Source organism: Tistrella mobilis KA081020-065, assembly GCF_000264455.2.
Classification (GTDB): Bacteria; Pseudomonadota; Alphaproteobacteria; order Tistrellales; family Tistrellaceae; genus Tistrella; species Tistrella mobilis.
In genome coordinates this window covers 55,309-79,399 of record NC_017966.1, presented here as the reverse complement: position 1 = coordinate 79,399, position 24,091 = coordinate 55,309, and the positions used below count along the sequence as shown (strand labels likewise).

At 63.9% G+C, this 24,091-nt stretch carries 24 protein-coding genes; 8 read left to right on the top strand and 16 right to left on the bottom strand.

What is annotated here, in order from left to right; all coding sequences use genetic code 11:
- Position 1: 1 nt before the first annotated feature.
- Entirely contained in the window at positions 2–532 is a 531-nt protein-coding gene (locus TMO_RS21180) for a TRAP transporter small permease subunit (RefSeq protein ID WP_014752834.1), read from the bottom strand.
- A 354-nt stretch (positions 533–886) separates the two neighbouring features.
- On the opposite strand from TMO_RS21180, the gene TMO_RS21175 reads away from it, so the two are divergent.
- Positions 887–1,345, top strand: coding sequence for a GNAT family acetyltransferase (locus TMO_RS21175; protein ID WP_014752833.1), 459 nt, complete (start codon positions 887–889; stop codon positions 1,343–1,345).
- A 448-nt stretch (positions 1,346–1,793) separates the two neighbouring features.
- Here the strand turns inward: TMO_RS21175 and TMO_RS30730 are convergent, their stop codons facing one another.
- The 5 genes from TMO_RS30730 to TMO_RS21165 all read right to left on the bottom strand — a co-directional run bounded on the left by TMO_RS30730 (position 1,794) and on the right by TMO_RS21165 (position 4,777).
- Positions 1,794–2,384 (bottom strand): C39 family peptidase, encoded by a 591-nt coding sequence (locus tag TMO_RS30730; RefSeq protein WP_187297867.1) that lies wholly within the window; start codon positions 2,382–2,384, stop codon positions 1,794–1,796.
- Positions 2,385–2,395: 11 nt separating this feature from the next.
- The gene (locus tag TMO_RS31350; protein WP_145978349.1) at positions 2,396–2,797 is read right to left on the bottom strand and encodes a hypothetical protein; all 402 of its coding nucleotides are present in this window, start codon (positions 2,795–2,797) and stop codon (positions 2,396–2,398) included.
- A gap of 51 nt (positions 2,798–2,848) precedes the next feature.
- Positions 2,849–3,778, bottom strand: coding sequence for a transporter (locus tag TMO_RS30725; protein ID WP_014752832.1), 930 nt, complete (start codon positions 3,776–3,778; stop codon positions 2,849–2,851).
- A 4-nt stretch (positions 3,779–3,782) separates the two neighbouring features.
- Positions 3,783–4,001 carry a hypothetical protein gene (locus TMO_RS21170; protein WP_041607300.1) on the bottom strand — a complete coding sequence of 73 codons (219 nt, stop codon included), beginning with the start codon at positions 3,999–4,001 and terminating at the stop codon, positions 3,783–3,785.
- Positions 4,002–4,324: 323 nt separating this feature from the next.
- Entirely contained in the window at positions 4,325–4,777 is a 453-nt protein-coding gene (locus TMO_RS21165) for an integrase core domain-containing protein (RefSeq protein ID WP_187297866.1), read from the bottom strand.
- Positions 4,778–4,806: 29 nt separating this feature from the next.
- On the opposite strand from TMO_RS21165, the gene TMO_RS21160 reads away from it, so the two are divergent.
- Positions 4,807–5,157 (top strand): GNAT family N-acetyltransferase, encoded by a 351-nt coding sequence (locus TMO_RS21160; protein ID WP_416069012.1) that lies wholly within the window; start codon positions 4,807–4,809, stop codon positions 5,155–5,157.
- Between the two features lie 8 nt (positions 5,158–5,165).
- Here the strand turns inward: TMO_RS21160 and TMO_RS21155 are convergent, their stop codons facing one another.
- The gene (locus TMO_RS21155) at positions 5,166–8,228 is read right to left on the bottom strand and encodes an efflux RND transporter permease subunit (RefSeq protein WP_014752829.1); all 3,063 of its coding nucleotides are present in this window, start codon (positions 8,226–8,228) and stop codon (positions 5,166–5,168) included.
- Positions 8,225–9,469 carry an efflux RND transporter periplasmic adaptor subunit gene (locus TMO_RS21150; protein WP_014752828.1) on the bottom strand — a complete coding sequence of 415 codons (1,245 nt, stop codon included), beginning with the start codon at positions 9,467–9,469 and terminating at the stop codon, positions 8,225–8,227. Before TMO_RS21150 ends, TMO_RS21155 begins: the two co-directional genes overlap by 4 nt.
- Before the next feature lie 274 nt (positions 9,470–9,743).
- Here TMO_RS21150 and TMO_RS21145 point away from each other — a divergent pair, with 274 nt between their 5' ends.
- The 5 genes from TMO_RS21145 (at position 9,744) to TMO_RS21125 (ending at position 14,665) form a co-directional block, all read left to right on the top strand.
- Positions 9,744–11,165, top strand: coding sequence for an MATE family efflux transporter (locus tag TMO_RS21145; protein WP_041607298.1), 1,422 nt, complete (start codon positions 9,744–9,746; stop codon positions 11,163–11,165).
- 195 nt (positions 11,166–11,360) lie between these two features.
- A complete protein-coding gene (gene catB, locus TMO_RS21140; RefSeq protein ID WP_041607408.1) occupies positions 11,361–11,996 on the top strand; it encodes a type B chloramphenicol O-acetyltransferase in 636 nt (211 codons plus the stop codon).
- 53 nt (positions 11,997–12,049) lie between these two features.
- Entirely contained in the window at positions 12,050–13,072 is a 1,023-nt protein-coding gene (locus tag TMO_RS21135; protein WP_014752825.1) for a serine hydrolase domain-containing protein, read from the top strand.
- Positions 13,073–13,309: 237 nt separating this feature from the next.
- The gene (locus tag TMO_RS21130; RefSeq protein WP_014752824.1) at positions 13,310–13,711 is read left to right on the top strand and encodes a nuclear transport factor 2 family protein; all 402 of its coding nucleotides are present in this window, start codon (positions 13,310–13,312) and stop codon (positions 13,709–13,711) included.
- A 15-nt stretch (positions 13,712–13,726) separates the two neighbouring features.
- Positions 13,727–14,665, top strand: coding sequence for a LysR substrate-binding domain-containing protein (locus tag TMO_RS21125; RefSeq protein WP_014752823.1), 939 nt, complete (start codon positions 13,727–13,729; stop codon positions 14,663–14,665).
- A 12-nt stretch (positions 14,666–14,677) separates the two neighbouring features.
- Here the strand turns inward: TMO_RS21125 and TMO_RS21120 are convergent, their stop codons facing one another.
- The 8 genes from TMO_RS21120 to TMO_RS29845 all read right to left on the bottom strand — a co-directional run bounded on the left by TMO_RS21120 (position 14,678) and on the right by TMO_RS29845 (position 22,999).
- Entirely contained in the window at positions 14,678–16,429 is a 1,752-nt protein-coding gene (locus TMO_RS21120; RefSeq protein WP_014752822.1) for a thiamine pyrophosphate-binding protein, read from the bottom strand.
- A 38-nt stretch (positions 16,430–16,467) separates the two neighbouring features.
- Positions 16,468–17,739 carry an NAD(P)/FAD-dependent oxidoreductase gene (locus tag TMO_RS21115; protein ID WP_014752821.1) on the bottom strand — a complete coding sequence of 424 codons (1,272 nt, stop codon included), beginning with the start codon at positions 17,737–17,739 and terminating at the stop codon, positions 16,468–16,470.
- Between the two features lie 57 nt (positions 17,740–17,796).
- Positions 17,797–18,918 carry an enolase C-terminal domain-like protein gene (locus tag TMO_RS21110; RefSeq protein ID WP_014752820.1) on the bottom strand — a complete coding sequence of 374 codons (1,122 nt, stop codon included), beginning with the start codon at positions 18,916–18,918 and terminating at the stop codon, positions 17,797–17,799.
- A gap of 9 nt (positions 18,919–18,927) precedes the next feature.
- Positions 18,928–19,713 (bottom strand): amino acid ABC transporter ATP-binding protein, encoded by a 786-nt coding sequence (locus TMO_RS21105; protein ID WP_014752819.1) that lies wholly within the window; start codon positions 19,711–19,713, stop codon positions 18,928–18,930.
- Positions 19,710–20,372: an amino acid ABC transporter permease gene (locus TMO_RS21100; RefSeq protein WP_014752818.1), complete on the bottom strand. Its 663-nt coding sequence runs from the start codon at positions 20,370–20,372 to the stop codon at positions 19,710–19,712. The genes TMO_RS21105 and TMO_RS21100 overlap by 4 nt, the downstream gene beginning before the upstream one ends.
- A gap of 72 nt (positions 20,373–20,444) precedes the next feature.
- The gene (locus TMO_RS21095) at positions 20,445–21,287 is read right to left on the bottom strand and encodes a transporter substrate-binding domain-containing protein (RefSeq protein ID WP_014752817.1); all 843 of its coding nucleotides are present in this window, start codon (positions 21,285–21,287) and stop codon (positions 20,445–20,447) included.
- Positions 21,288–21,433: 146 nt separating this feature from the next.
- Positions 21,434–22,255: a hypothetical protein gene (locus tag TMO_RS29850; RefSeq protein WP_145978347.1), complete on the bottom strand. Its 822-nt coding sequence runs from the start codon at positions 22,253–22,255 to the stop codon at positions 21,434–21,436.
- Between the two features lie 60 nt (positions 22,256–22,315).
- Positions 22,316–22,999, bottom strand: a complete 684-nt coding sequence (locus TMO_RS29845) for a hypothetical protein (RefSeq protein WP_051045576.1) — start codon at positions 22,997–22,999, stop codon at positions 22,316–22,318.
- Between TMO_RS29845 and TMO_RS21085 the strand changes: the two genes are divergently transcribed.
- Positions 22,998–24,077: a hypothetical protein gene (locus tag TMO_RS21085; protein WP_014752814.1), complete on the top strand. Its 1,080-nt coding sequence runs from the start codon at positions 22,998–23,000 to the stop codon at positions 24,075–24,077. The two genes, TMO_RS29845 and TMO_RS21085, sit on opposite strands and share 2 nt — an antisense overlap.
- The last annotated feature ends 14 nt before the right edge of the window (positions 24,078–24,091 follow it).

Genomic DNA, 24,091 nt, shown 5'->3' with positions numbered 1-24,091 from the left:
GTCACGCCCCCTTCAGCCGGCTGAAACCGCCGGCGAGCACCCGCAGAAATTCCGCCACGCCCTGGATCAGCAGCAGCAGATTGCCGGCGAAGAACAGGGTCTTGATCGGATAGACCGGCAGCGCCGCAACCCCGGGCGAGGTTTCATGGATCGCCCACGAGGCGATCATGAAATCCCAGCTCCACAGCACCATCACGATGGCGAAGGGGAAGAAGAAGGCGATCCAGGACGCCACATCCATCACCAGCCCGGTGCGCGGCCCCGCCTGCTCGCGCAGGATATCGACCCCGACATGGCCGCCGCGCAGCAGGGTGAAACCGCCGAGCAGCAGGAAATGGGCGGCGTAGAACTGCACCGTGGCATCGAAGGCCCAGAGCGTGGCCCGCCCGGCGAACAGGCGCAGCGCCACATCCATGATGGTCACCACCACCATCACCGGCACCAGCCAGACCACGATCCGGGCGACGACCGTGTTCAGCAGATCGGCCAGGCGGAGCAGGCCCCCGGCCGGTGCCCGCACCTCGCCCGTCATGCCGGCACCGCCCTGATGGCGGGGCCCGCGACATCCATCGACATGGGCTTCCTCCCGTTCGGTTCCGCCCGGTCTGATTCCGCCGCCGGGCTTGCCCCGGCTTTCCCTCCGACCCGGCCCCGGACGTCACGCCACCCGGCATAGGGGGTGACGCATACGGAAACCGGATTGGCCGAAAGAAAAACTCATGGGTTTTCCATCCGTAATAGCTGGTTACCGACGAGTCAAGCGGCTGCTCCACAGGCTGGCCCCTGGCGCTGCGGTTTTGTCATTCTGTGGTCATGGATCTCTGCTGATCTGCGGCCACGAAACCGCATGGCCCGCACGCCGCCCCGCAACGAAAGGACCACGCCGATGGACAGCACCGATGCCACCGATCCCGACGACCGGCCCGACCGGCCCCGCCTGACGGTGGGCCCCGTCCACGATGCCGAACTGCCGGCGCTGGTGGCGCTGTGGCAGGCCTGCAATCTGGTGATGCCCTATAACGACCCGCTGGACGACATCGCCTTCGCCCGCGGCCGTTCGCATTCCGAGGTGCTGGTCGGGCGGCTGGACGGCCGGCCGGTCGCCTCGGTCATGGCCGGCCATGACGGCCACCGCGGCTGGCTCTATTACGTCGCCGTCGACCCGACCTGCCGCCAGCAGGGCCTCGGCACCGACATCGTCACCGCCGGCGAAGACTGGCTGCGCCGCCACGGCGTGCGCAAGGTACTGCTGATGATCCGCGAGACGAATACGGCGGTGAAGGCGTTTTATGAAAAGGTGGGGTATAACGCGGTGCCGCGGGTGGTGATGGAGAGGTGGTTGTGAGGGGGGGCCAGACCGGTCGGTCCAGACCGCTTAGATAGGTAACAGTTCAGCCCGCTGACATGGGTGACAGGTGTGCAAGATGGTCGCGGAGGTGCGACCATGGCGTGGCAAGAGACCTGTGTGATGGATGAGAGGTTGTGTTTCGTGTCGGCGTGCCTTGAAGGCGGTGACAACATCTCGGAGTTGCGCCATCGAAGACATGCTTCTCGATGCAGGAGTGAGTCGGGCATGATTATATTTAGAATGTGCACGACAGTTTGCGGAATATAGAATAGAACATGATGGAAGAAATTACGCATGAATTTCTAGCTCACGAGCAATTTTGAACGGATTGATTCACAATATAATATCTATAAAGATATTCAGAATACTACCAATAAGCTGATTTTGTATTAATAAATACATACCCATATTTCATCTAAAATCATGAAATATCATATAGATTGATTTATCGATATTTTTTTAGACCGAAATATTCATCAGAAGTGTTTATGTTGTTTTCAGAAATTATAGCCATGATATGACCTTCATTTGTATCACTCAACCATTTCTCTTCGAATTGTGTGCGCGTCAATTTTACATTCCCCCAGGCGGGATCAGCTAAAAATATGTAATTTTCAGTGACAGCTCTTATTACAGAAAAGTGATTACCGTCAAGCAATCGTAGATGTGCGATCACTGGAATCTTGAGCTCCAGAAGTGCCTCATAATTAGTCGCGACGTATACGGGCGTTAGATTGTGAAATTCAACCCCATATCTTAGATCTTCAAATGAATACTCGGATCTATCCCCATGTATATTCATGTTTGCTAGAATTACCAGTTCATTTGTCGGTATCCTGTAGTATTCGCTGATTATGTTTGCAACCGAAGCTGCCCCGCAGGAGCTATCAAATACTTGTGTCGTTATTTTGTTATACTTCTGAATATTGAATGGCTTGATCACCTCTCCCGGAAAAAATGGAAATGTGGCTTCCTGTGCCAAAACATCTGTGGGCACAGAAAATACCAGAACCGATAAAGCGTAATATCTGATCATCTCGTCCGCAATCACTGGTGGCATGTGGAGCACACAGAACCGATGTTCATATGATTATTCATTCCATAATAAGATATCATTCCTGCTGCTCCGCCTACTACGGCGGAGCCGACTTGTCCGATATACGGAGTCAGGGCTCCGCCGGTAAGTGCTCCGACGAAGGCCCCCGTAGCGTTGGTGGCTACTTCCCACCAGTCGACCTGACCATTGGCGGCATACTGATAGACGATGCTTGCCCCTCCGGCGCCCGCGGCCCACCCGACCGCTATAATGACTGGGTGGATCGCTCCTGTTATGTTTTTACGCTCTTCTTCTGTTAATTCGCGAGTGTAGAGTTCTCGGTGTTTCGGTCCAAATATTTTTGCTGACTGATCTTGTTCCAACGCAAATGCCGGGTGGATCATGATCGACAACAGGACCACTATTCCAGAGATTGCCCGTAGCTTCCTCATGCTATTCTCCTTTCAGAACCTATAAATCCACGTGCCATGCATGCCGACACTCTCGTTATCCGCCAAGCCAAAACGGGTGTTGAGATTCAACGCCGTCTGGCGGCTCATGCGGTAGGAGAGCCCGAAGGCCATGGCGCTGCTAAACGATGATCCTCCTGCGCCGTGTGGCATGTCGTCGAGCATGTACCCAAGGCTCACACCGGACGTCAGATTGATCTTTTCGTTGACAGAGAAGGCTATTGCTGGAAATGCCATCATGTACCGCCCAGAGAAATTCAGAGAAGATTCTGGATCTCGGACATCCACCGAGGAGAAGGCGAGTCCCAGAGAAATGAGAATAGGATCTTCCAGCCATCCGATGCCTGCGCCAAAGGCATAAGAGTGACCGATAGATACATCATCTTCCATTTCCAGAAATCGATATTCTCCAAATATATAATAATAAGGACTCTCTGTGATGGGTGTAATTTTGTAATTTCCAGTTAGGGAAATGTCAGATATTTCATATTTATCGTCTCTTTTTGTGTAGTGGCCGCCTGTCTGGATCTCAGTAAACTCGGCCGTTCCTCGTATGCGTGCCCCGAGTGATAATCTTTCGGTGATTCCATAGGTCACTGCTGCTGCGGCGGAAAACGAATAAGTCTGGCGATTTGACGGAACTGAGAAGGGGACGAGTGTTATCACGTTACCTTGTGGCGCAAGCCCGAATGCGAACGTGTTCGAGTCCTGGTTCAAATAAGAAAAATCTGCCCCTATTGAGACTGTGACATCTCCCGTACCCGGCAAAAAATCTTCTATTTCAACAATATTCCTATTCTCTTTTGCCGAGTTCTTCGAAATTTGCGAGGCTTCAGATGAATTGGAAATTGATATGAATATCGCCGCCAATAATAATGCCATACAAATATGAAGTCGATGCAGCCCATAATCTCTGGTGATCATACGATTAGTCCTTGATCATAAATTTCTTCACAATCACCAATAGGAATCCCACGACTCCACCGATTACAGCCCCTGCAGTGATGGAGACGAGCGCCTGCTGCCATTCGGGCCTGCCAAGATCAGCCAGATGGTCAAGGATGATGCTGCCGCCGAAAACGGCGCAGGTGGCGGGGAGCCCGATCATGCAGACGCGCAGTGCCGCCTCGGCTGTGCCGGGTTTCATCCGCTTTGCTCCAGATGGTTATCAGACATTCTCCGCTCCATTTTGATAATGAGAATCATTAGCAGTTAGAAGACACCTCGTCAACCTTCGGAGGCTTTTGTTTCGACTTCAGATCCTGAGGGGTGATGTCTCGCCCGCCCAGAAGGGAAGATAGCGTGTTGGCTTGGCGCGCAGATAACCGGTCATCTGGCGCCGGTTTTGCCCCGATACGCACGGATCTCAAATCATGCTGCGGCCCTGAGCAACCGGAAAGACGGGTAACACTTCAGACCGGCGACATAGGTAACAGCTCACCCCGGTTCCGGCCTTGGTTTGGTGCGGGATCACGATCCCGCACCAAACTTTTCAAAGCCCGCTTTCCCCCTGATCGAGCCCAGCGCAACAGGCCCGTATTTCACCAGCCAGGTCTCGGGGCCGATCAGGAACAGCCCGACCGGCTCGCCTGAGAGCACCTCGGTCAGAAACAGGTTTCGGTTTCGCCATTTGATCTCTCCGGTCCTGCGCACTCTCCGGATCTCGGCGTCATGCGGATAGTCCGGCGATCGCAGCCGGCCGTCAAAACGCCGTGGCGAGGGCTGGTAGCGCGCGGCGGGTACCTCATAATCCAGCGCTTCATGCGGGCGCTCGTGGTTGAAGCTCTGGCGGAAGTCCCGGAACCGCTGCATCTGCTCCTTCAGGCTCCGGGCCGGCGGCGAGGCCGTTTCTTCCTGAAGCGTCAGATGCATCCGCTCATGTCGCCCGTTCTGTTGCGGCTTACCGGGCTCGATCCGCTCCACCCGGATGCCAGCCTTGATCAGTCGTACCGCTGGACGACATCGCCTTCGCGCGCGGCCGCTCCCATTCCGAGGTGCTGGCGGGCCGGCTCGACGGCCGGCTGGTCGCCTCGGTCATGGCCGGCCATGACGGCCACCGCGGCTGGCTCTATTACGTCGCCGTCGACCCGACCTGCCGCCAGCAGGGCCTCGGCACCGACATCGTCACCGCCGGCGAAGACTGGCTGCGCCGCCACGGCGTGCGCAAGGTGCTGCTGATGATCCGCGAGACGAATACGGCGGTGAAGGCGTTTTATGAAAAGGTGGGGTATCAGGCGGTGCCGCGGGTGGTGATGGAGAAGTGGGTGTCAGGGGAAACCGGCCACACCAACGAGCCTGCCTGACGCAGGCTCTAGCCCCCGGCCGACTGAAAAACCCGCCGGAAAATCCAGGTCAGGCGGTCACCCAGAGTCGACATGATCAGGTGCAGCGACGGGATCACGATCAGGGACAGAAGGGTGGACACCAGAAGCCCACCGATGACGGCGATGGCCATCGGGGCCCGGAACTCGCCGCCGTCGCCAATGCCGATCGCCGACGGGATCATGCCGCCGACCATGGCCAGCGTGGTCATGACGATCGGGCGGATGCGGCTGGAGCACGCCTCGACGATGGCCTCCATCCGGCCAAGCCCCTGCGCCTCGCGTTCGATGGCGAAATCAACCAGCATGATCGCGTTCTTCGTCACGATGCCCATCAGCATCAGAATGCCGATGACGACCGGCAGGGACACGGCATGCCCGCCCAGCACAAGCCCGAGGGTGACCCCGGCAATCGAGAGAGGCAGCGACGCAAGGATCGTCCACGGCGCAAGCACGCTGCCGAACAGCAGAATCAGGACGATCAGGACCAGCAGGATCCCCGCGCCCATGGCGGGCACGAAGCTTTCAAAGACATCGCCCTCGCTGTCGGAATCGCCCGTTGTCCGTATGTGTATGCCATCGGGGAGGTTGCGGACGCTGTCGAGCGTCATCAGCTTTTCGAGACCCTGCCCCGAGGTCATGCCTGCGGCCATGTCCGTTCCCATCTCGATCTGACGCAGACGGTCCATGCGATTGATCACGGCAGCCGTTTCGTCGAAACGGATCCCGGCCACCGCCGACAACGGGACCTGACCGCCGCCGGCTGCCGGAAGGGTCAACAACTGCAAGGCCGGCAGATTCCCCCGGAAAACCGGATCGATGATGACCCGGATCGGGATCTTTCTGGACCCGTCGAGAAAATCCGCCAGCCTGCTGTCGACCTCGCCGATGGTGGACACGCGGATGGTCTCGGCGATCATCGCCGGCGACACGCCGAGCATCGCGGCCCTGTCGGTGTCGACGATCACCCGCAATTCCGGGCGCATGGCGATGTTGTCGCTGGACGGGTCGACGAAGTCGCCATCGGCCGACATCTCACGCAGGACGGCATTCGCCGCCGCCTGAACGGCATCGCCGTCGCTGCCCAGCAGCGCAAAGGAAACGTCACGACTGCCCCGATTGTTGAGGAAGCGCAGACGCAGATCCGGAAACGCTGCCAGCATTCTTTCCAGATCGGCCTCGATCGCCGACAATGACCTCTCGCGCTGCGATTTGTGAACGAGATTGATCAGCACGATCGCGTGACGCACATCCTCCTGCCCGGTCATGCTCGCCCCGGCGCGGACGAAAACGCCCCGAACCTCTTCGAAACCGCGAAGGCGGTCCGCAATGTCATCGGTTGCCGCCCGGGTGTCGTCGAGGGTGGCGCCCGGCGGCAGTTCGACCGTAAGCGTCAGTCGCCCCATGTCTTCTTCGGGCAGAAAGGCGGTGGGCAGCGACGCCAACGACACGATCGCGATCGCGAACAGCCCCAGAGCCGTGCCGACGGTCAGCAGGGGGTGCCTGAGGCTCATCTTCAGCAGGTATTCGTAAGACCGCATCAGCCGCCCGTTTTCCTCATCCTTCGGGGGCCCCGCGGTCATGAAATACGCCGCCAGTACGGGCACGATCAGCCGTGAGACGAGCAGCGAGAAGAAGACGGCAATGGCGACGGTCAGCCCGAATTCACGGAAATAGAGCCCGACCTCGCCGCTCATGAGCCCGACCGGCGCAAATACCGCGATGATCGTCGCCGATATCGCGATGACGGCGAGCCCTATCTCGTCGGAGGCATCCAGCGCGGCACGGCGGGCCGACTTGCCCATGTTGCGATGGCGCACGACATTCTCGATCTCGACGATGGCGTCATCGACCAGGATGCCGGTCACCAGCGTGATCGCAAGCATGCTGAGAATGTTCAGCGAGAACCCGAGCTGCCCGATCACAAAGAACGTCGGGATGATCGAAAGTGGCAGGGCCACGGCCGCGACGATGGTTGCCCGCCAGTCACGCAGGAACAGAAACACCACGATGACCGACAGGGCCGCCCCCTCGAACAGGCTGCTCATGGCCGCATGGTAGTTGCCGACGGTATAGGACACATTGTCGTCGACCAGGCGGAACTGCAGGTCCGGATAAGCGGTCCTGATCTCCTCAAGCGCGCCCGCGACAGCGGTAGCGACGGCCACTTCGCCCGCTCCGCCCGAGCGATAGACGGAAAAGCCTGCGATCTCGGAACCGTCGAGCATGGCGAAGGCCCGGGGCTCGGCATTCGCATCGCGGACCCGTGCAATGTCTGAAAGCCGGACCGAGCTTTCACCATCGAGCGCCAGACGCCGCCCGGCCAGTTCGGTGATCGTTTCGGCCGCGGCAGCCGTGGTCACGACCTCCTCGTTGCCGTTCACCTCACTACGGCCGCCCGAACGTTCAAGCTGCGTCTGCAGCAGCATGTCGTTGACCGTTCCGGCGGTGAGCGACAGGGCCTGCAACCGCTCCACATCCAGTTCAACATGTATTTCGCGATCGGCACCGCCGACACGCTCGATACGCCCGACACCCGGAAGACCCTGAAGAGCGCGGGTCACGGTGTCATCGATGAACCAGGACAGTTCCGTCACCGTCATATCGGGGTTCAGGACTGCATAGGTGACGAGGGATGTGGAATCCTCTTCCAGCCTTTCGATCAAGGGCTCATCTGCCATGGCCGGCAGGTCGCTCCTGATCCTGGAGACCGCGTCCCGCACATCGTCCACGGCACGGTCCGGCGTCACCAGACCCAGTTCGAATTCCACGGTCGTCACGGAACGCCCCTGATCGATCATGGAATCCAGCCGTCGGATCGCTGGCAGCGAGGCTATGGCGTTTTCCACAAGCCGCGTCACCTGGATTTCAAGTTCTGCGGGAGATGCACCTGCCTGTTCAATGGTGACGCGGACCGACGGCGTGATGACCGTTGGAAAATACGTGATCGGCAGGCGTACAAAGCTGTAGAGCCCGATGATGGTCAGAACCACGAACAGCAGAATGGACGGCAGCGGCGTGCGTATGGCCCATGCGGAGATATTTGTATTCATTCGCGCATGCGCCCCCGTGCATCGTCCGTCGGGGGTGATACGGCCAGCTCGTCTTTCGGCGCAGCATCCGTGCCGGCAATCACGGGGTGAACCTTCTCCCGATCCTTCAGGAAGCCGCCGGCCTTCAGAGCCACCATTTCGCCCGCGGACAGGCCGCCGGTGATTTCCACCAACCCGTCCCGCCGGAGCCCGACCATCACCGGGCGGACATCCACGACCCCGTTCGCCACCACATAGACCATATCCTCACCGCTGCGGCTTCTGACCGCCGTGCCCGGCAGCAGAATGCCGCGTCTTTCGGCGATTTTTATGTGGCCGCGCGCAAAGATGCCCGGCGTGACGCGATCATTCTCATCCAGTCGGATCCGCACCTCGCCACTGCGGGTCACCGGATCCATCTGCGCAGCTTTCATCCTGAGCGTGCCCGTCGCCGGATCGCTCCGTCCCGGCAGATTGATCTCGGCATGCATTCCGTCGCGAAGCCGGACAAAATCCGTTTCCACGACCTGTGCGACGACCTCCACCAGACCGTTCTCCGCAATCGAGAAAAGAGCATCACCTGCATCCGACGCCAGGGCGCCGAGTCGGGCCCTGCGGTCGAGGATCACCCCCGCCGTCGGGGCTATGAGCGTGCCACGCTGGATCCTGAGTTCTATTTCCCGGCGCTCATGGATCACGAGGTCCGCCTCGGCTTCGGCAAGTGCGAGCGACTGACGCTCCAGAGCAAGCTCCGCGACCGCCCGAGCATGAGCATTCTGATGTTCATCCAGAAGCTGCAGGGACACGGCACCCTTGGGTTGCAGGGCACGACTACGCTCCAGCCTTCGTCTGCTTTCTGCTTCGGCAACCAGCGCCACATCCACCCGGCTGCGCGCGACGGCGACAGCGGCTTCTGCCCGCAGGGTGCCGACGGCGTTCTTGTCGAGCAGCATCTGCGCATCGGTGGTATCGAGCATGGCCAGCGCCTGCCCTTCTTCAACGTACTGCCCTGTCTCCGCAAGAATTCGCGTGATCGGCTGGCCCGAGACGAGAGGATGAACTTCCACCTCCTCTCGCGGCACCAGCGTTCCGACGATGGAGATCTGGTCCGTGAGCAGGCCTTCTCTCGCAACGACGACAGAGACCGACATCATCTCCTGCGCCCCTGCGGCCGCAATGACTATGCAGGGAGACGGTATGACCGACACCAGAAGAGCCATCAGGCGCAGAGAGACCTTTCCTGAGCGGGATTTCCTGGCCATGACCCAACCTGTTGCTTCAATCGGTCATAAAATAGCAGCCGCCTGACTTTCCCCATGTTTTGTCGTGTTACGAAACGTTGCAGCGCAACATGCAGATGACTGACCGGCTGTTGCGCACGAGGTCCGGCGGCGGCAGATACGGAAGGGCGGATCAGAGCCGGCCACGCGTTCCCTGTCCCCCCATCCCACCACCCCCGCTCTGCCCATAGCCCCCCACCCCGCCCCCTGCTAGAGTGCCAGCCCCATCCCGCACGCCTGCCCCGGAGCGCCCCCGATGTCTGCCCCCTCCCCCCGTTCTCCGGCGCCGGCCGGCCGTGGCAAGCCGCGGGTGTCGCCCTTCTCGCCCAAGGCGCCGGTACAGCCGTTGTGGAAGCCCTATCTGGCGTTTCTGGTGCCGATGATCGGCAGCAATCTGCTGCAGGCGGCGTCGGGCAGCCTCAACAACATCTATGTCGGGCAGATGCTGGGGGTGTCGGCGCTGGCGGCGGTGACGTCGTATTTTCCGCTGATGTTCTTCATGATCTCGCTGATCATCGGGCTGGGCGCAGGCGCGGCGGTGTTGATCGGGCAGGCCTTCGGTGCCGGCGAGACCGGGCAGATCAAGGCGATCGCGGCCACGACGCTGAGCGTGGTGGTGGCGGCCGGGCTGCTGGTGGCCATCTTCGGAGGCACGGCCACCACCGCGATCCTCAGCCTGCTGGGCACGCCGCCCGATGTGTTGCCGCAGGCGGTGGCCTATGCGCGGATCATGCTGATCGCAACCCCCGGCATCTTCCTCTATCTGCTCGCGACATCCATGCTGCGGGGCGTGGGCGACACGATCACGCCGCTCTTCACCCTTGGCCTCGCCACGCTGATCGGCATGGTGCTGACCCCGGCGCTGATCCGCGGCTGGGCCGGGCTGCCGCAGATGGGGGTCACCTCGCCGGCCTGGGCCTCGATCGTCTCCATGACCATCGCCACCACCTGGATGGTGATCCATCTGCGCCGCCGCAACCATCCGCTGGCGCCGGATGGCGCGTTCCTGCGCGCGCTCGGCTTCAACCGCGTGCTGCTCGCCAAGGTGCTGCGCATCGGCCTGCCCACCGGCATCATGCTGGTGCTGATCTCGCTTTCCGAAATCCTGATCCTGTCGCTGGTCAACCGCTTCGGCTCGGATGCGACCGCATCCTATGGCGCGATCACCCAGATCGTGAACTATGTCCAGTTCCCGGCGATCTCGATCGGCATCACCGCCTCGATCTTCGGCGCCCAGGCGATCGGTGCCGGGCGCACCGACCGGCTGTCCGAAATCCTGCGCACCGCGCTCACCTTCAACCTCGTGCTGACCGGCAGTCTGGTGGCGCTGGTCTATGCGTTTTCAGGCCCCCTGCTCGGCCTGTTCCTGGCCGACCCGGCCGTGGTCGCGGAAGCCCGCACCCTGTTGCACATCGTGGTCTGGGCGCTGGTGATCTATGGCATGGGCATGGCCACCTCCAGCCTGATGCGGGCCAGCGGCATGGTGCTGCTGCCGACCCTGGTCTCGGGCACCGCCATTCTCGCCATCGGCCTGCCGGTCGGCTGGGCGCTGTCGGCGCGGATCGGCATCGAAGGGGTGTGGATGTCGTACCCGGTCGCCTTCTGCCTGCTGGCGGCGGGGCAGTCGGCGCTCTATCACCTGATCTGGAAGAAGCGCCCGATCCGGCGGCTGGTCTGACGGGCGGGAAAGCCTTGCCCCGGCATGGCCGCTGACCTAACATCCCGCCCCATGAGCATCATGGCCGCCAGACCCAGCGCGAACCTGTTTCCAGCCTGAACATATCGTTCAAGGCTGTCCTATCGTCATGCCCGGCGCATGGCGGAAATACAGGACGACGCGCAGCGGAATGCTCAATCAATGACCACACCCTTTCTGACCAATGCCTTCGAGAGCCCGTTCAAGGGCCGCGAGATCCGCGACCAGATCACCAACCCCAACATCACGGCCGGCCGGTTCAGCTATTATTCCGGCTGGTATCATGGCCATGGCTTCGACCATTGCGCCCGCTATCTGGTGCCCGATCGCGATGATGTCGACCGGCTGATCATCGGCTCGTTCTGCTCCATCGGCACGGGTGCCGCCTTCATCATGGCCGGCAATCAGGGCCACCGCGCCGACTGGGTCTCCACCTTCCCCTTCTTCTGGTGGACGGGGGAACCCGCCTTCGCCGGGGCGGAGAACGGCTACCGGCCGGCGGGCGATACGGTGGTCGGCAGCGATGTCTGGATCGGTGCCGAAGCGGTGATCATGCCGGGCATCACCATCGGCCATGGCGCGGTGATCGCAACCCGCGCGGTGGTGACCCGCGACGTCGCCCCCTACACCATCGTCGCCGGCAATCCGGCCCGGCCGGTGCGGCAGCGCTTCGACGAGCATGCCGTCGCCATGCTGCTGGAGATGGCGTGGTGGGACTGGCCACTGGACGAGATCCGGCAGGCCATGCCGCTGCTCTGCTCGGGCGATGTGGCGGGGCTCTACGGCTTGTGGCGAAACACACGCCAGGCGTGACCACAGGATGCCCGGCCGTTGATCCGGCCGGGCATCGCCCCAACTCCAGTTCCATGACCGGATATCTGCCCTCCCGCCGCCGGCTGATCACCGGCGGCCTCGCGCTCGCCGCCGTCACCGCCATCGCCCCGCGGGCCGGGCGGGCGGCGGCGCCCGCGCTCGACCGGCTGCTCGACGATGCCCGGCACCTGACCGGCCTGCACACGCTGATCGTGGCGCAGGCGGGCGAGGTTCTGGCCGAACGGGTCTATCGCGGCCCGCCGGCCACGCGACCGGTGAACGTCAAATCGCTGTCGAAAAGCATCATCGCCCTGCTCACCGGCATCGCGATCGATCGGGGCGTGCTGACCGGCACGGATCAGAAAGTGGCGGACCTGCTGCCCGCCGACCTGCCGGATGATCCCGATCCGCGGCTGGACCGGCTGACCATCGGCCATCTTCTGTCGATGCAGGCCGGGCTGGAGCGGACCTCCGGCCCCTATTACGGCGCCTGGGTCGAAAGCCGGAACTGGGTGCGCACGGCGCTCTCCCGGCCCTTCGTGGCGGAGCCCGGCGGGCGGATGCTCTATTCCACCGGCAATTCGCATCTGCTGTCGGCGATCCTGACCCGCACCAGCGGCGAGAGCACGCTGGCGCTGGCCCGCGACTGGCTGGGGGATCCGCTCGACATCACCATCCCGCCCTGGACCCGCGATCCGCAGGGCGTCTATATGGGCGGCAACCAGATGGTGCTGTCGCCCCGCGCCCTGCTTGCCATCGGCGAGATGCTCCGCCGGGGCGGGGTTGCGGCAGACGGAACCCGGCTGGTGTCGGAGGGGTGGATCCGCGAGATGTGGACGCCCCGCACCACCTCGCCCTTCACCGGCGATGCCTATGGCTATGGCTGGTTCCTGCGTGAGACGGGCGTCCGGCCGGCGGTCTATGGCTGGGGCTATGGCGGCCAGCTGCTCTATCTGCTGCCCGGCATCGACATGGTCGTCGTGATCACCTCGGACCCCGACACGCCATCCGGGCGCACCGGCTATGTCGACGAGCTGCACGGGCTGGTGGCCAGGATCGTGCGGACTGCAACGTGAAACATCGAAGACCGGTCTTGACGTGATCACCCACGCAGGCGCAGGCTTACCGGCTGGGGGGAAACAGCCAATCACCTGAGCGCCGCCGGCCCGATCATCGCTGCATCATGCGGGGCGGATCGCGGTTTTTGTCCGGCTCCTGACGGAATGTCGTCAGGAGGTGACCGGCATCATGTCCGTCCACGTCCATCAGATGTGACCATGCCACGAAACCGATCGCTGCCCGGACCGACCGTCATGCCCGATGCACCGCTGATGTCCCGCCTGTCCAACCTGGCGACGCCCCTTGTCCTCGACTGGATCGAGGCCGTGAACGAGGATGATTTCGACAGTTTCCGCCAGCTGTTCACCGAAGGCGCCGAGGTGGTCCGGGGCGACCGGCTGATCCATGGCCGGCCGTCGATCGGCGCCTGGGCGGCGCACGAGATCTTCGCCATCCGCCTGCGCTTCACCCCGATCGACTGGCAGGAAGCCGGGGCGGAGGTTGCGGTCAGGGTGGCGGTGGCGGGCGATTTCGACCCGACCGGCCTGCCCGACCCGGTGGTCATTCTGCTGCGCTTCACGCTGGCGGCCGACGGCATCGGCCGGCTGGTGGTGGCACCGGTCGGTGCACCGATACCCGGCCCGGCCGGGTTCTGACCGCCGGAGACGAGCTTGCGCCGCTTCCTGCCCAGCCTGTCTGCCCTCCACGCCTTCGATGCGGCGGTGCGCTATCTGAGCTTTACCAAGGCGGCCGAGGATCTGTGCGTCACCCAGAGCGGCATCAGCCGCCAGATCCGCAATCTGGAAGAGTTTCTGGGCGTCACCCTGTTCGAACGCGCCGGCCCGCGCATCATCCTGACCGCAGCCGGCCGGGCCTATTACGAAGAAATCTCGCATCTGCTCGACCGGATGGAGGAAGTCTCCATCGATGCGGTGCGCGGCCGGACCACCGAAGACTTCCTGCGCATCGGCATGTCACCCACATTGGCACGGCGCTGGGCCCTGCCGGTGCTGAAACATTTCGCACATGCCGAGCCCGAGATCCTGTTCGAGGTGGTGGCCTGCCCCAATACCCAGGATCCGGCGGATTTCGACGCCAATCTGTTCTTCCTGCGCGGTGTGGGCAACTGGGCCGCCTGCCGCAGCCATCTGCTGTTTGAAGAAGACCTCGTGGTGGTCGGCGCCCCGGCCCTGCTGCCGGCCCAAGGCTTCCTCGCCGAAGACGATCTGCGGCGGATCACCCTGATCCAGAACGTCTCGCGGCCGAGCCTGTGGATGCACTGGCTGCGCGCGGCCGACATCCCGTTCACCGGGCCGATCCTGGGGCCGCGCTTCTCGGTCACCGACATGATCATCGAGGCGGCGATCGCCGGTATGGGGCTGGCGGTGGTGCCGGAAAGCTATGTCCTGGCCGAACTGGCCGACGGCCGGCTGAAGCCCGCCTTCCCCCAGCGCTGCTCTTCAGGCGAAGGCTTCTACATGTGCTGCCCGGAAGCCTTCATGAGCCAGAACGGCGTCGCCGCCTTCCGCCGCTGGTTCCTGGCCGAGGCGCGGCGGCGGAACCTGCTGCCCGCGCCGCGCCCCACCGCCCGAGATGATCCGGCTGCCTGAGATGATCCGACCTCAGCGGTATCCGTGATCGGCGCTGTCCAGCGCCATTGGATCCTCACCGCGCCGGCGCAGCCAGGAATAGACCGGCGGCACCCGCTCCGCCAGGGATTCGATCCTGAGGTCGATGAAGCACGGCCCGGTCTTCCAGGCGAAGGCCAGGGCCAGCGCCTCGTCGAGTTCGGCACCCGTGCGTGCCGTCCAGGCCTTGAGCCCGAAAGCTTCAGCGATGGCCTGGCCTTCCGGCGGCAGGAAGTCGACGCCGAAACACTGATTGTGGCCCTTCAGCCGGTGCAGCCCCTTGATCCAGCCATAGGTGCCGTTGTTGAACAGGATCAGGATCGCCGGCACCTGAAGGCGGACAAGCGTCTCAAGCTCGCCCACGCTCATGCCGAACGAGCCGTCGCCGAACAGGCCGATCGGCCGCTTGGCGGGATCCGCCGCCCAGGCGCCCACCGTCGCCGGCAAGGCCGAACCCAGCCCGCCGAAGGCGCGCGGGATGGCGAAGCGGGTCTCGCGGTCGTTGATCTTCAGGAAACGGGTCATATAGGGCGTGGGCGTGCCGGCATCGGAATAGATCAGCGCCGGCCGGCCCGAGGCTTCGAGCGCGCGATTGAAGGCATGCACGGCGCGTTCGGGCCGCAGCGGCACCCGCTCGTCGGTCAGCAGCGGTGCCGCGCTCTCCCAGAAACGCGCGCGGTCGGCGTTCAGCTCATCCACCCAGCCGCTGCGCCGGGCGGGGTTGGTGTCGGTTTCCATCTGCAACAAGCGCTGGAAGACCAGCTTCGCATCACCCTGCACCGAGAGCAGGTTTTCGTAATTGTTGGCCATCACCTCGGGCGAGATGTCGATCTGGACCAGCCGGCGGTTCAGCGTCACCTGCGGGAAGGTCCAGCCGATGGTGACCACCGATCCGATGCGCGAGCCCACGAAGATCGCGAGGTCGGATTTCTCCAGCGCCAGATTGGCATGGGGGTGATAGCCGTTGTCGCCGATCACCCCGATCGCCAGGCGATGATCGTCGGGGATCGAGCCCTGGCCGGTCATGGTGGTGCAGATCGGGATATCGTGGCGCTCGGCGAAGCTGGTGATCACGTCGCCGGCATCGGCGCGGTTGACGCCGCCGCCGGCGATGATCAGCGGCCGCTCGGCGCGGGCGATCAGTTCCAGCAGACGGGTCAACTTGGTCTCGGGCGGCAGGGTCGGATAGGCCGGGAAGGTCCGGCATTCCTCCTCGACATGGAGCGAAATCCGGGCCGGATCGACCTCGGCCAGCAGCATGTCCTCGGGGATCTGGAGATGCACCGCGCCGGGCTTGCCCGAACAGGCGGCACGGAAGGCGCGGCGGATGATCTCGGGCAGTTTTTCCGGCGACTTCACCTGCACCGACAGCTTGGTGACCGGCTCGAACAGCTTTGCGCAGTCAAGCTCGGTCAGCACGCCCCGGCCCTCGCCCGGCAGCGGGATGTCGATGGTCAGCAGGATCACCGGCACCGAAGATCCGTTGCTTTCCGCCACCGGCGGCAGCGAATACATCGCCCCGGCGCCCGAGGGGCATTCGAACACGCCCGGCCGGTTGGTGAAGCGGCCATAGGCATCGGCCATGAAACCGGCGGAGCGTTCGTCGCGCGCCATCACATGGCGGATCTCGTCGGCGCGCAGCTGCAGCGCCTCGTAGAACGGCACATTGGTGTCGCCGGGCACGCCGAAGATGGTGTCGACGCCGTAACCGATCAGCATCTCGACCAGAATGTCTGCACCACGCATCGTCGATCCTTTTGAGGCAAGGGTCATCGCGGGACCGGTCACCACCGGAAGCGCGTCGCAGCGAACGGCGCGGGCGACAGGGGTGGCGTGGATCCGGTGACCAGGGCGGCGACCAGCGCCGCGCTTTTGGGGCCGGCGGCCAGGCCGACATGGCCATGGCCGAAGGCGTAGAAGACATCGGGGCTGCGGCGGGCGGCCGAAATCACCGGCAGCCCGTCGGGGGTGGAAGGGCGGTTGCCCATCCAGCGGCGCACCGGCAGATCGCGGGAAAGCCCCGGCCAGGTGGCGTAGAGATGGCGCAGCAGGATCTCCGCCCGGCGCCAGTCCGGCGGCGCACCGGGCCCCGCCAGTTCCACCTGCCCCGCCGCGCGCAGCCCCTCGCGCGTGACGATATTCGCCATCTTGCCGTCGCTCGGCATCACCGGCAGATGCGGCCCGCCCGGGGCACCGCCGGTCAGCTGGACGTGATAGCCGCGCTCGGCCTCCAGCGGAACACGGTCCCCCGCCGCGGCGGCAAGCCGTGCCGAGGCCATGCCCGCCGCCACCACCACCCGGTTGCAGGCGATCGGCCCCTGATCGGTCTCGACCGCCCGCAGTTTCATACCCTCGAAGGTGAAGCCGGTGGCCTGTGCGGTGACCCGGCGGACGCCGAGACGTTCACCATGAGCCGCCAGGGCCGCGACATAGGCCCCCGGATCGGCGCAATTCGCCGCTGCCGGCACGTGGATACCGAAGCGGTAGGCGGGGGACAAGGCGGGTTCGAAGGCCTGCAGATCCGCCGCGTCCAGCTCCCGCCAGACCACACCGGCCGTACGCCGCAGCCGCCAGGACAGGGCTTCGGCCGCAAAGGCGGCACGGTCGGGGTAGACGTAGAGCACGCCGCGCCGCTCGATCAGCCCCGGCACGTCTGCCGCCGCGGCCAGGGCGGCATGGCGGTCGGGTGCGTCGTGCAGCAGGCCGGACAGGATGGCGGCGGTGCGCTCCACCCGCGCCGTGGTCATGCCGGCGGCCAGAAAACGCAGCAGCCAGGGGGTGAGCCGCGGCAGATGCCGCCAGCGGATGGTGAGCGGGCCGTCGCGATCGAGCAGATAGCCCGGCACCTTGCGCCAGAGACCCGGCACCGACATGGGGATGATCGAGGCGGGGGTGATGAAAGCACCGTTGCCATAGCTCGCCGCGTGCTCGCCGCCGGGCTCGTCCGGGTCGACCAGGGTAACGGCCAGGCCGGCCTGGCGAAGGGCCAGCGCCGCGCACACGCCGACGATGCCGGCGCCGATGACGACGGCCTGCGTCTCGTTCGTCTGGGACATCTCTGCTTCCTGGGGGCGCCGCCGCGGCGCCGGTATCAGGCCCGCAGCGGCGGCATGTCAGGCTTCGGCGAGGATGCGGGCATTGCCGCGCACCGACTGTTCCGTCACCTCGATGCCGAGGCCGGGGCCGGTGGGGACGATCACCCTGCCATTGCGGTTGGGAACCCGCTCCAGCAGCACATCCTCGGTCAGCACGTGATGGGGCATGTAGAATTCGCAGCCGAGCGACATGCCCGGCGTCGCGGCGATGAACTGGGTACCGGCCGCAAGCGCGATGCCGCCTTCCCAGAGCGTGCCGCCATAGCCCGGCAGATGCAGCGCATCGGCAACGGCCATCAGCGCCTGCGCCTTCAGGATGCCGCCGGCTTTCATCAGCTTGACCGAGACGGCATCGGCGGCACCCAGCCGGGCGATCTCCAGCAGGTCGCGGGCGTCGAAACAGCTTTCATCGGCCAGGATCGGCGTATCGAGGGCGGCCGCGAAGGACGCCATCGCCGCCAGGCAGTCGCGCGGCACCGGCTGTTCGATGAAGGTGGGCCGGAACCGGTCGACATCGCGCAGGATGGCGATGGCCCCGAAGGGATCGAGCGCCTGGTTGTAGTCGAGCCGAAGGTCGACCGTCTCGCCGAAGGCGTCGCGGATCGCCTCCAGATGCGCCATGTCTTCGGCATGGGGCTTGACCCCGGTCTTGACCTTGAAGATCCGGTTGCCGGCCGGAACCATGGCCTGCATGCGGGCGAAATCGGCGTCGAAATCGGGATCTGCGATCGAGAAGGAGAGCGGGATCTCATCCCGCACCCGGCCGCCCAGCAGCTCGGCGACCGACAGCCCCGACCGCTTGCCCAGAATGTCGAACAGCGCGGTCTCGATCGCGAGCTTGGCCTCGCCATGGCCGACCAGGGCCTTGTCCATCGCCCGGGTCAGAGCGCGGATGCGATTGACCGGCGCACCGGTCACCAGCGGCCGCAGATAGACGTCGATCGCGGCGAAGGCCGCTTCGGCGGTGCCGGTGAACACCTCCCAGGGGGCCGCCTCGCCCCAGCCGACAAGGCCGGAGGTGGAGGTCGCCTCGACCAGGACGCGCTTGACCGTGCCCTTGACGTTGCCGACGCCCTGCAGCCGGGCCATCGCGATCGGGCTTTCGATCAGGAAGACGCGCAGTCGTTCAATGCGCTCCATGGCTTGGTCCTAGATGGCTTTGTGGAAATGGCTGAGGAACTGGCGGGTGGCGTCCTGGCGGGGATCGCCGATCACCTGGGCGGCGGGGCCGTCTTCGACCACCACGCCGTCGCGCATGAACACCACCCGGTCGGACACCTCGCGCGCGAAGGCGATCTCGTGGGTCACGATCACCATGGTCATGCCGTCGGCGGCGAGTTTCAGGATCGTCGCCAGCACCTCGCCCACCAGTTCGGGATCGAGTGCCGAGGTCGCCTCGTCGAACAGCATCACCTCGGGCTCCATGGCCAGCGCCCGGGCGATCGCCACCCGCTGCTTCTGGCCGCCCGACAGCGTATCGGGCATCTGCCCGGCCCGGTCGACCAGGCCCACTTTTTCAAGCTGGGCCAGCGCCATCTCCCGTGCCTCGGCCTTGGGCCGGCGCCGCACCTGAACCGGAGCCTCCATCACGTTCTGAAGCACGGTCATATGCGGGAAGAGGTTGAAGTTCTGGAACACCATGCCGGTGCGCGCCCGAAAGCCCGCCAGCTCGCGATGCGAGGGCAACGGCGCACCGCTGCCGAAGACGAAGCGGGCATCGCCGACGCGGATGCTGCCGCGATCGGGCGTCACCAGCAGGTTCATGCAGCGGAGCAAGGTGGACTTGCCCGAGCCCGACGGTCCGATCAGCGAGACCACGCCGCCCGCGGGCACGGTGAAGCCGATATCGCGCAGCACGGCCAGGGGCCCGAAGGATTTCTGCAGGCCGGCGATCTCGATCTTGGTCTCTTGCGGCCTGGTTTCAGCGGCGGTCATGACCGGCTCCCCAGCCTGCGCTCCCGATGGCGGACGAACAGCGTCAGCGGGAACAGGATGACGAAATAGGCGACCGCAATCGCGGTATAGGTCTCGAGCGGCCGGAAGCTGTCATGGGCGGCCATCTGGCCCTGATAGACCAGATCGGGCACCGCCAGCACCGAGACCAGCGAGGTGTTCTTGAACTGCAGGATCGACTGGTTCATCAGCGCCGGGATCATGCGCCGGAGCGCCTGGGGCAGGATGATCCGCCGCATGGTCAGCGCCGGCGTCATGCCCAGCGCCGCCCCCGCCTCGCTTTGGCCGGGATCGATCGAGACGATGCCGCCGCGGATGATCTCGGCATAGAAGGCACCGCCATAGCAGGACAGCGCGATCAGCGCCGCACTGGTGGCGCTGAGTTCGATACCCGCCAGGATCGGCAGGGCGTAATAGCACCAGATCAGCTGCACCAGGATCGGCGTGCAGCGGAAGACCTCGATGAAGGCGAGGCTGGCCAGGCGCAGCGGCGCGAAGCGGCAGAGCAGCCCCAGCGCACCGACCAGCCCGACCGCAAGGCCCCCGGCCACGATGGCGACGGTGAACGACACCGTCACCCACAGCCCGTCGAGGAAGAGCCAGCGATAGCCCCACAACAGGCCGAAATCCCACTCGTACATCCGGATCTCCCGGTCCAGGGTGGCAGCGGATCCGCGGCGGCGGCAGCCGGCCCCGCCGCGGATCCGGGGAGATCAGACGTCGAAACCGGGCGGGAAGTCGGACTGTTTCACACCCACCAGCTGCATGTTGCGGATGATCGCATCCTTGATGAAGCCGCTCGCACGGTTGGCCTTGATCCAGCCGTCGACGAACTGCCGCCAGGACTGGTCGTCCTCGCGCCGGAAACCGGCATTCGAGGTGGTGTAGTCGGCCGGCGTCGGGATGATCAGCTTGCCGATCTTCGGGTTCTTGGCCCGAAGCGACAGGCCCAGCACCAGCACCAGGCATTGCGCATCCGCCCGCCCCGACTGCAGGGCGGCGGTGGCGTCGCTCTGGTTCTTCAGGCGCACGACGGTTGCGTTGGGCGCATGGCGCGTCACGGCGGCATCATGCGACGAGCCGGCATCGACCGCGATCCGGATCTCGGGCTTGTTCACGTCTTCCCAGCTGGTCGCCTCCAACCCCTCCTTCGCCACCAGCGAGAAGGCGTTGTTGAACACCGGCACCGAGAAGTCGATCACCTTCTGCCGCTCGGGCGTCGGGTTCAGGCCGAAGAAGACATCGACCTTGTCGGCCTGAAGATCCAGCACCGAATTGCCCCAGGTGGTTTCCAGCACCGAGAGTTCGAGGCGCAGATCATCCGCAAGCTTCTTGCAGATATCGATATAAAAGCCCTGCCAGCTGCCGTCGGTCAGACTCTTCTTGTAATAGGGGGCGCCATCCGGCACGCCGCCGATGCGCAAAACCCCCGAATTCTTCACCCGCTGGAAGGAACCATCGGCCGCGAAGGCCTGCCCCATCCCGATTTTCAGCCCTGCCGCAGCCGAGACCATGCCCGCGCCGAGGAAGGTGTTGAACCGCCTGCGATTCATCATATCCCGCATGTCTCCTGACCTTCATTTTTATTTGTAGGTCAAGTATGGGATCATCCAGCTGGCATCACAACGCATGAATATTGGGCATTGCATGATGAAAAATCATGCTACTGGCCGCGGAGCAAACCGGATTGCCCTCCAGGGGATCAGAGGTTGCGCCCGGACCGGGCAAACATGAATATCTGGAAAATGCTCGACGCGAAGGTCATGACGCCGATCAGTGCGATGAGCACCGAACTGGAGACGATTCTGTCGATCCAGTCAGGGCGCAGAATGACCGGAGTGCCCACCCCGAAATAGGCCACCTGCAGTTCGACCTCACCCCGTTCGGAGAGGGCGACCAGCCGTATGCCCGCTTCCGCCGACCGGGTGATACTGCCGAAGAGCGTGGCAGGCATGCCGGCATTCAGAACCTGAACGGAGCTGCCCAACGTAAAGTCGCCACGCTTCACCACCTCGGTGACATCCCGAAACAGAGAATTGGCGATGCCTGTCTGCCGCACGTCCCACCTGCCGGCGCGCAGATAGTCGCGGGCCCCCGTTGCCATATCACCGCCGATGCGCGCAGAGCCGACGAAGGTCAGGGCCCCCTGCCGGGTCCAAATGTCGGCGGGTATGACCAGAAAGGCGTGCTCGGGTACATCCGTCTCCCGACGCCGCCTGATCTCGATCTCCAGCCGCCCCTCGCCGTCGACCGAAACTGCGACCTCGTCACCATGGTGCCAGTGGATCGAAAGGTCCGTCCGCTCCGCCAGTTCGAAGAATGCCTCGGTACAGGCGGTATCCCGATCCACCGCTTCCGTCGTCAGCTGCCGCAGATCAGGTATCGCCCGCGGCAGGCACAGGATGGCAGCCGAGAAGTTCCAGATGTTCTGGTCGCCTTCGAAAGTGATCGCGGCGCCCAGAGTCTCGGCCTCGATCTGGAACGAGCGATCATTCGCGGTCGTCGCCAGAAAGACGACCGTCACCACAACCAGAACGCTGAAGCCCGAGACGAAGCGCCTCAGAAAGGCCATGTATCGCACCGCCTACTCCTGCGGCAGCCAGAGAACGAAATCGGTGGGCGGCGCAACCTTGCGTTCCACCATGCGCAGGATCTCGATCCGGGTCGGACCGGCAAGACCGTCGACGGACAGATCGCAGGCAACATCGAATGCGCTGCGGGCCGGCAGATCGATCATACGGCAGCGGACCGGCGTCTCGCGCCCGGCAACATACAGATAGACCGCATCGGCCCGGAACGAGTTGAGCAGGACGGTCAGCCTGTTTCCCCCACCGCCATTCCAGAGCGCAAAGGACATGTCACGCCCCAGCTCCGCGCCACAGGCATTCCGGCTGACACGGATCGACAGGCCATCGGATCCGGCATTGGAAAGAATGTCCGCATGCACGGTCGGGAAAGGAAGCAGTGCAATTCCACCCGGCCATTCAGCCGGAATTCTGTAGGTCGCCGTTGCCTCATAGAGCCCGTTGATCGTAAGAACAGATGCACAGACGCTTTCACCGGCCCAGCTCCGGGGGACGAAGCCACGCATGGAGATATCGTCCTGTGCCGCAGCATAGACCTGCACGCCGGTGACGATCGCGCCGGAAATCAATGCACTTGGCCGGACGATCTCCCTGAAGCCATCCTGGCCGAGTTCGAGTGCCGGTTCGTCCTGTGCCATCGCCCCAGGGGTCGGAATCAAGAGAGCCGCGAGAAAGACAGACATGATTCTTTTCCGCAACGTCATGACCGTGATCCTTTCGGCACTCGTCCTACTGGCAATTTACGGAACATCCGCATTTGCACAAACCGTTTCCGTGAAGAACGGCGAGGGAGAGAATGGCTTCGGCTGGATGTTCGGTCAGGCAGGCACCTGCTATGCGGTGATGCCCCGCCACGTGGCGGGCATCTTTCCGCGCGTGACCGTTTCCACAGCGGCACCGGTGCAGACCGGGACGGGCACCGTGATCACACCGTTCTGGGATGGCATCGATCTGGCACTTGCCGTGATACGGGGCATCGGCACGGATCGCTGCAGCGAGCAGCTGGACGCACTCGACGTCGACGCGGCTGGCAGGCGGGCGGCCGAAGCCAGCCTTCTGCGCCTCACACCCACGGGCGAGGAAGAGCGTGTGCCGCTGCGGATCACCCAGCGCGGCTACCTGACTCTTGAGGGCGAGATCCTGGCCGGTCGCGAGATCAGCCAGGGAACGTCCGGTGCCTTCGCCTTCGTCGGCGAAACACCGATCGGCATGGCCTATGCTTCTGCGGACCCTCGTCGGGCGACCTTCATGCGTTCGGAAGAGATTCTGATAAACCTGCACCGCTTTCTGAATGAACAGGGGGCGGCCTATGGCGCCCCGCCGGCCGGTGCGATACCGCCAGCCGCCGGGATGCCGGCGGCGGCGGGGCTACCGCTGGTGGTCGTCCGCAGCTCTATACCGCCCGTCAACCCACGCTATGGCCCGGAAAATCTGACGGGCAACGGCGTTTTCGTCTATGAGGGCGTACCGGGCGCCCGGATCGTGTTTGGTATTGCCACCGGCAACGTCGCCGCAGTGCATCGTGTCCGGATGACCGCACCGACGGATGCAGACTATGCGCTGCCCAGAACGATCATCGTCCAGTATTCCCTTGACGACGAAGGGCAGCAGTTCCGGGAATGGACCCGCGGCCAGATGGCCCCCGACGGCCTGTTCGATACCGGCCGGATGGCACCACGCAACATCCGGTGGATTGCGTTCACGATCCTTGATGCCTGGGGTCCCGGTCCGGTCGTGATCGACGACGTGATTGTCGAGTAACCTCACTCGACAGT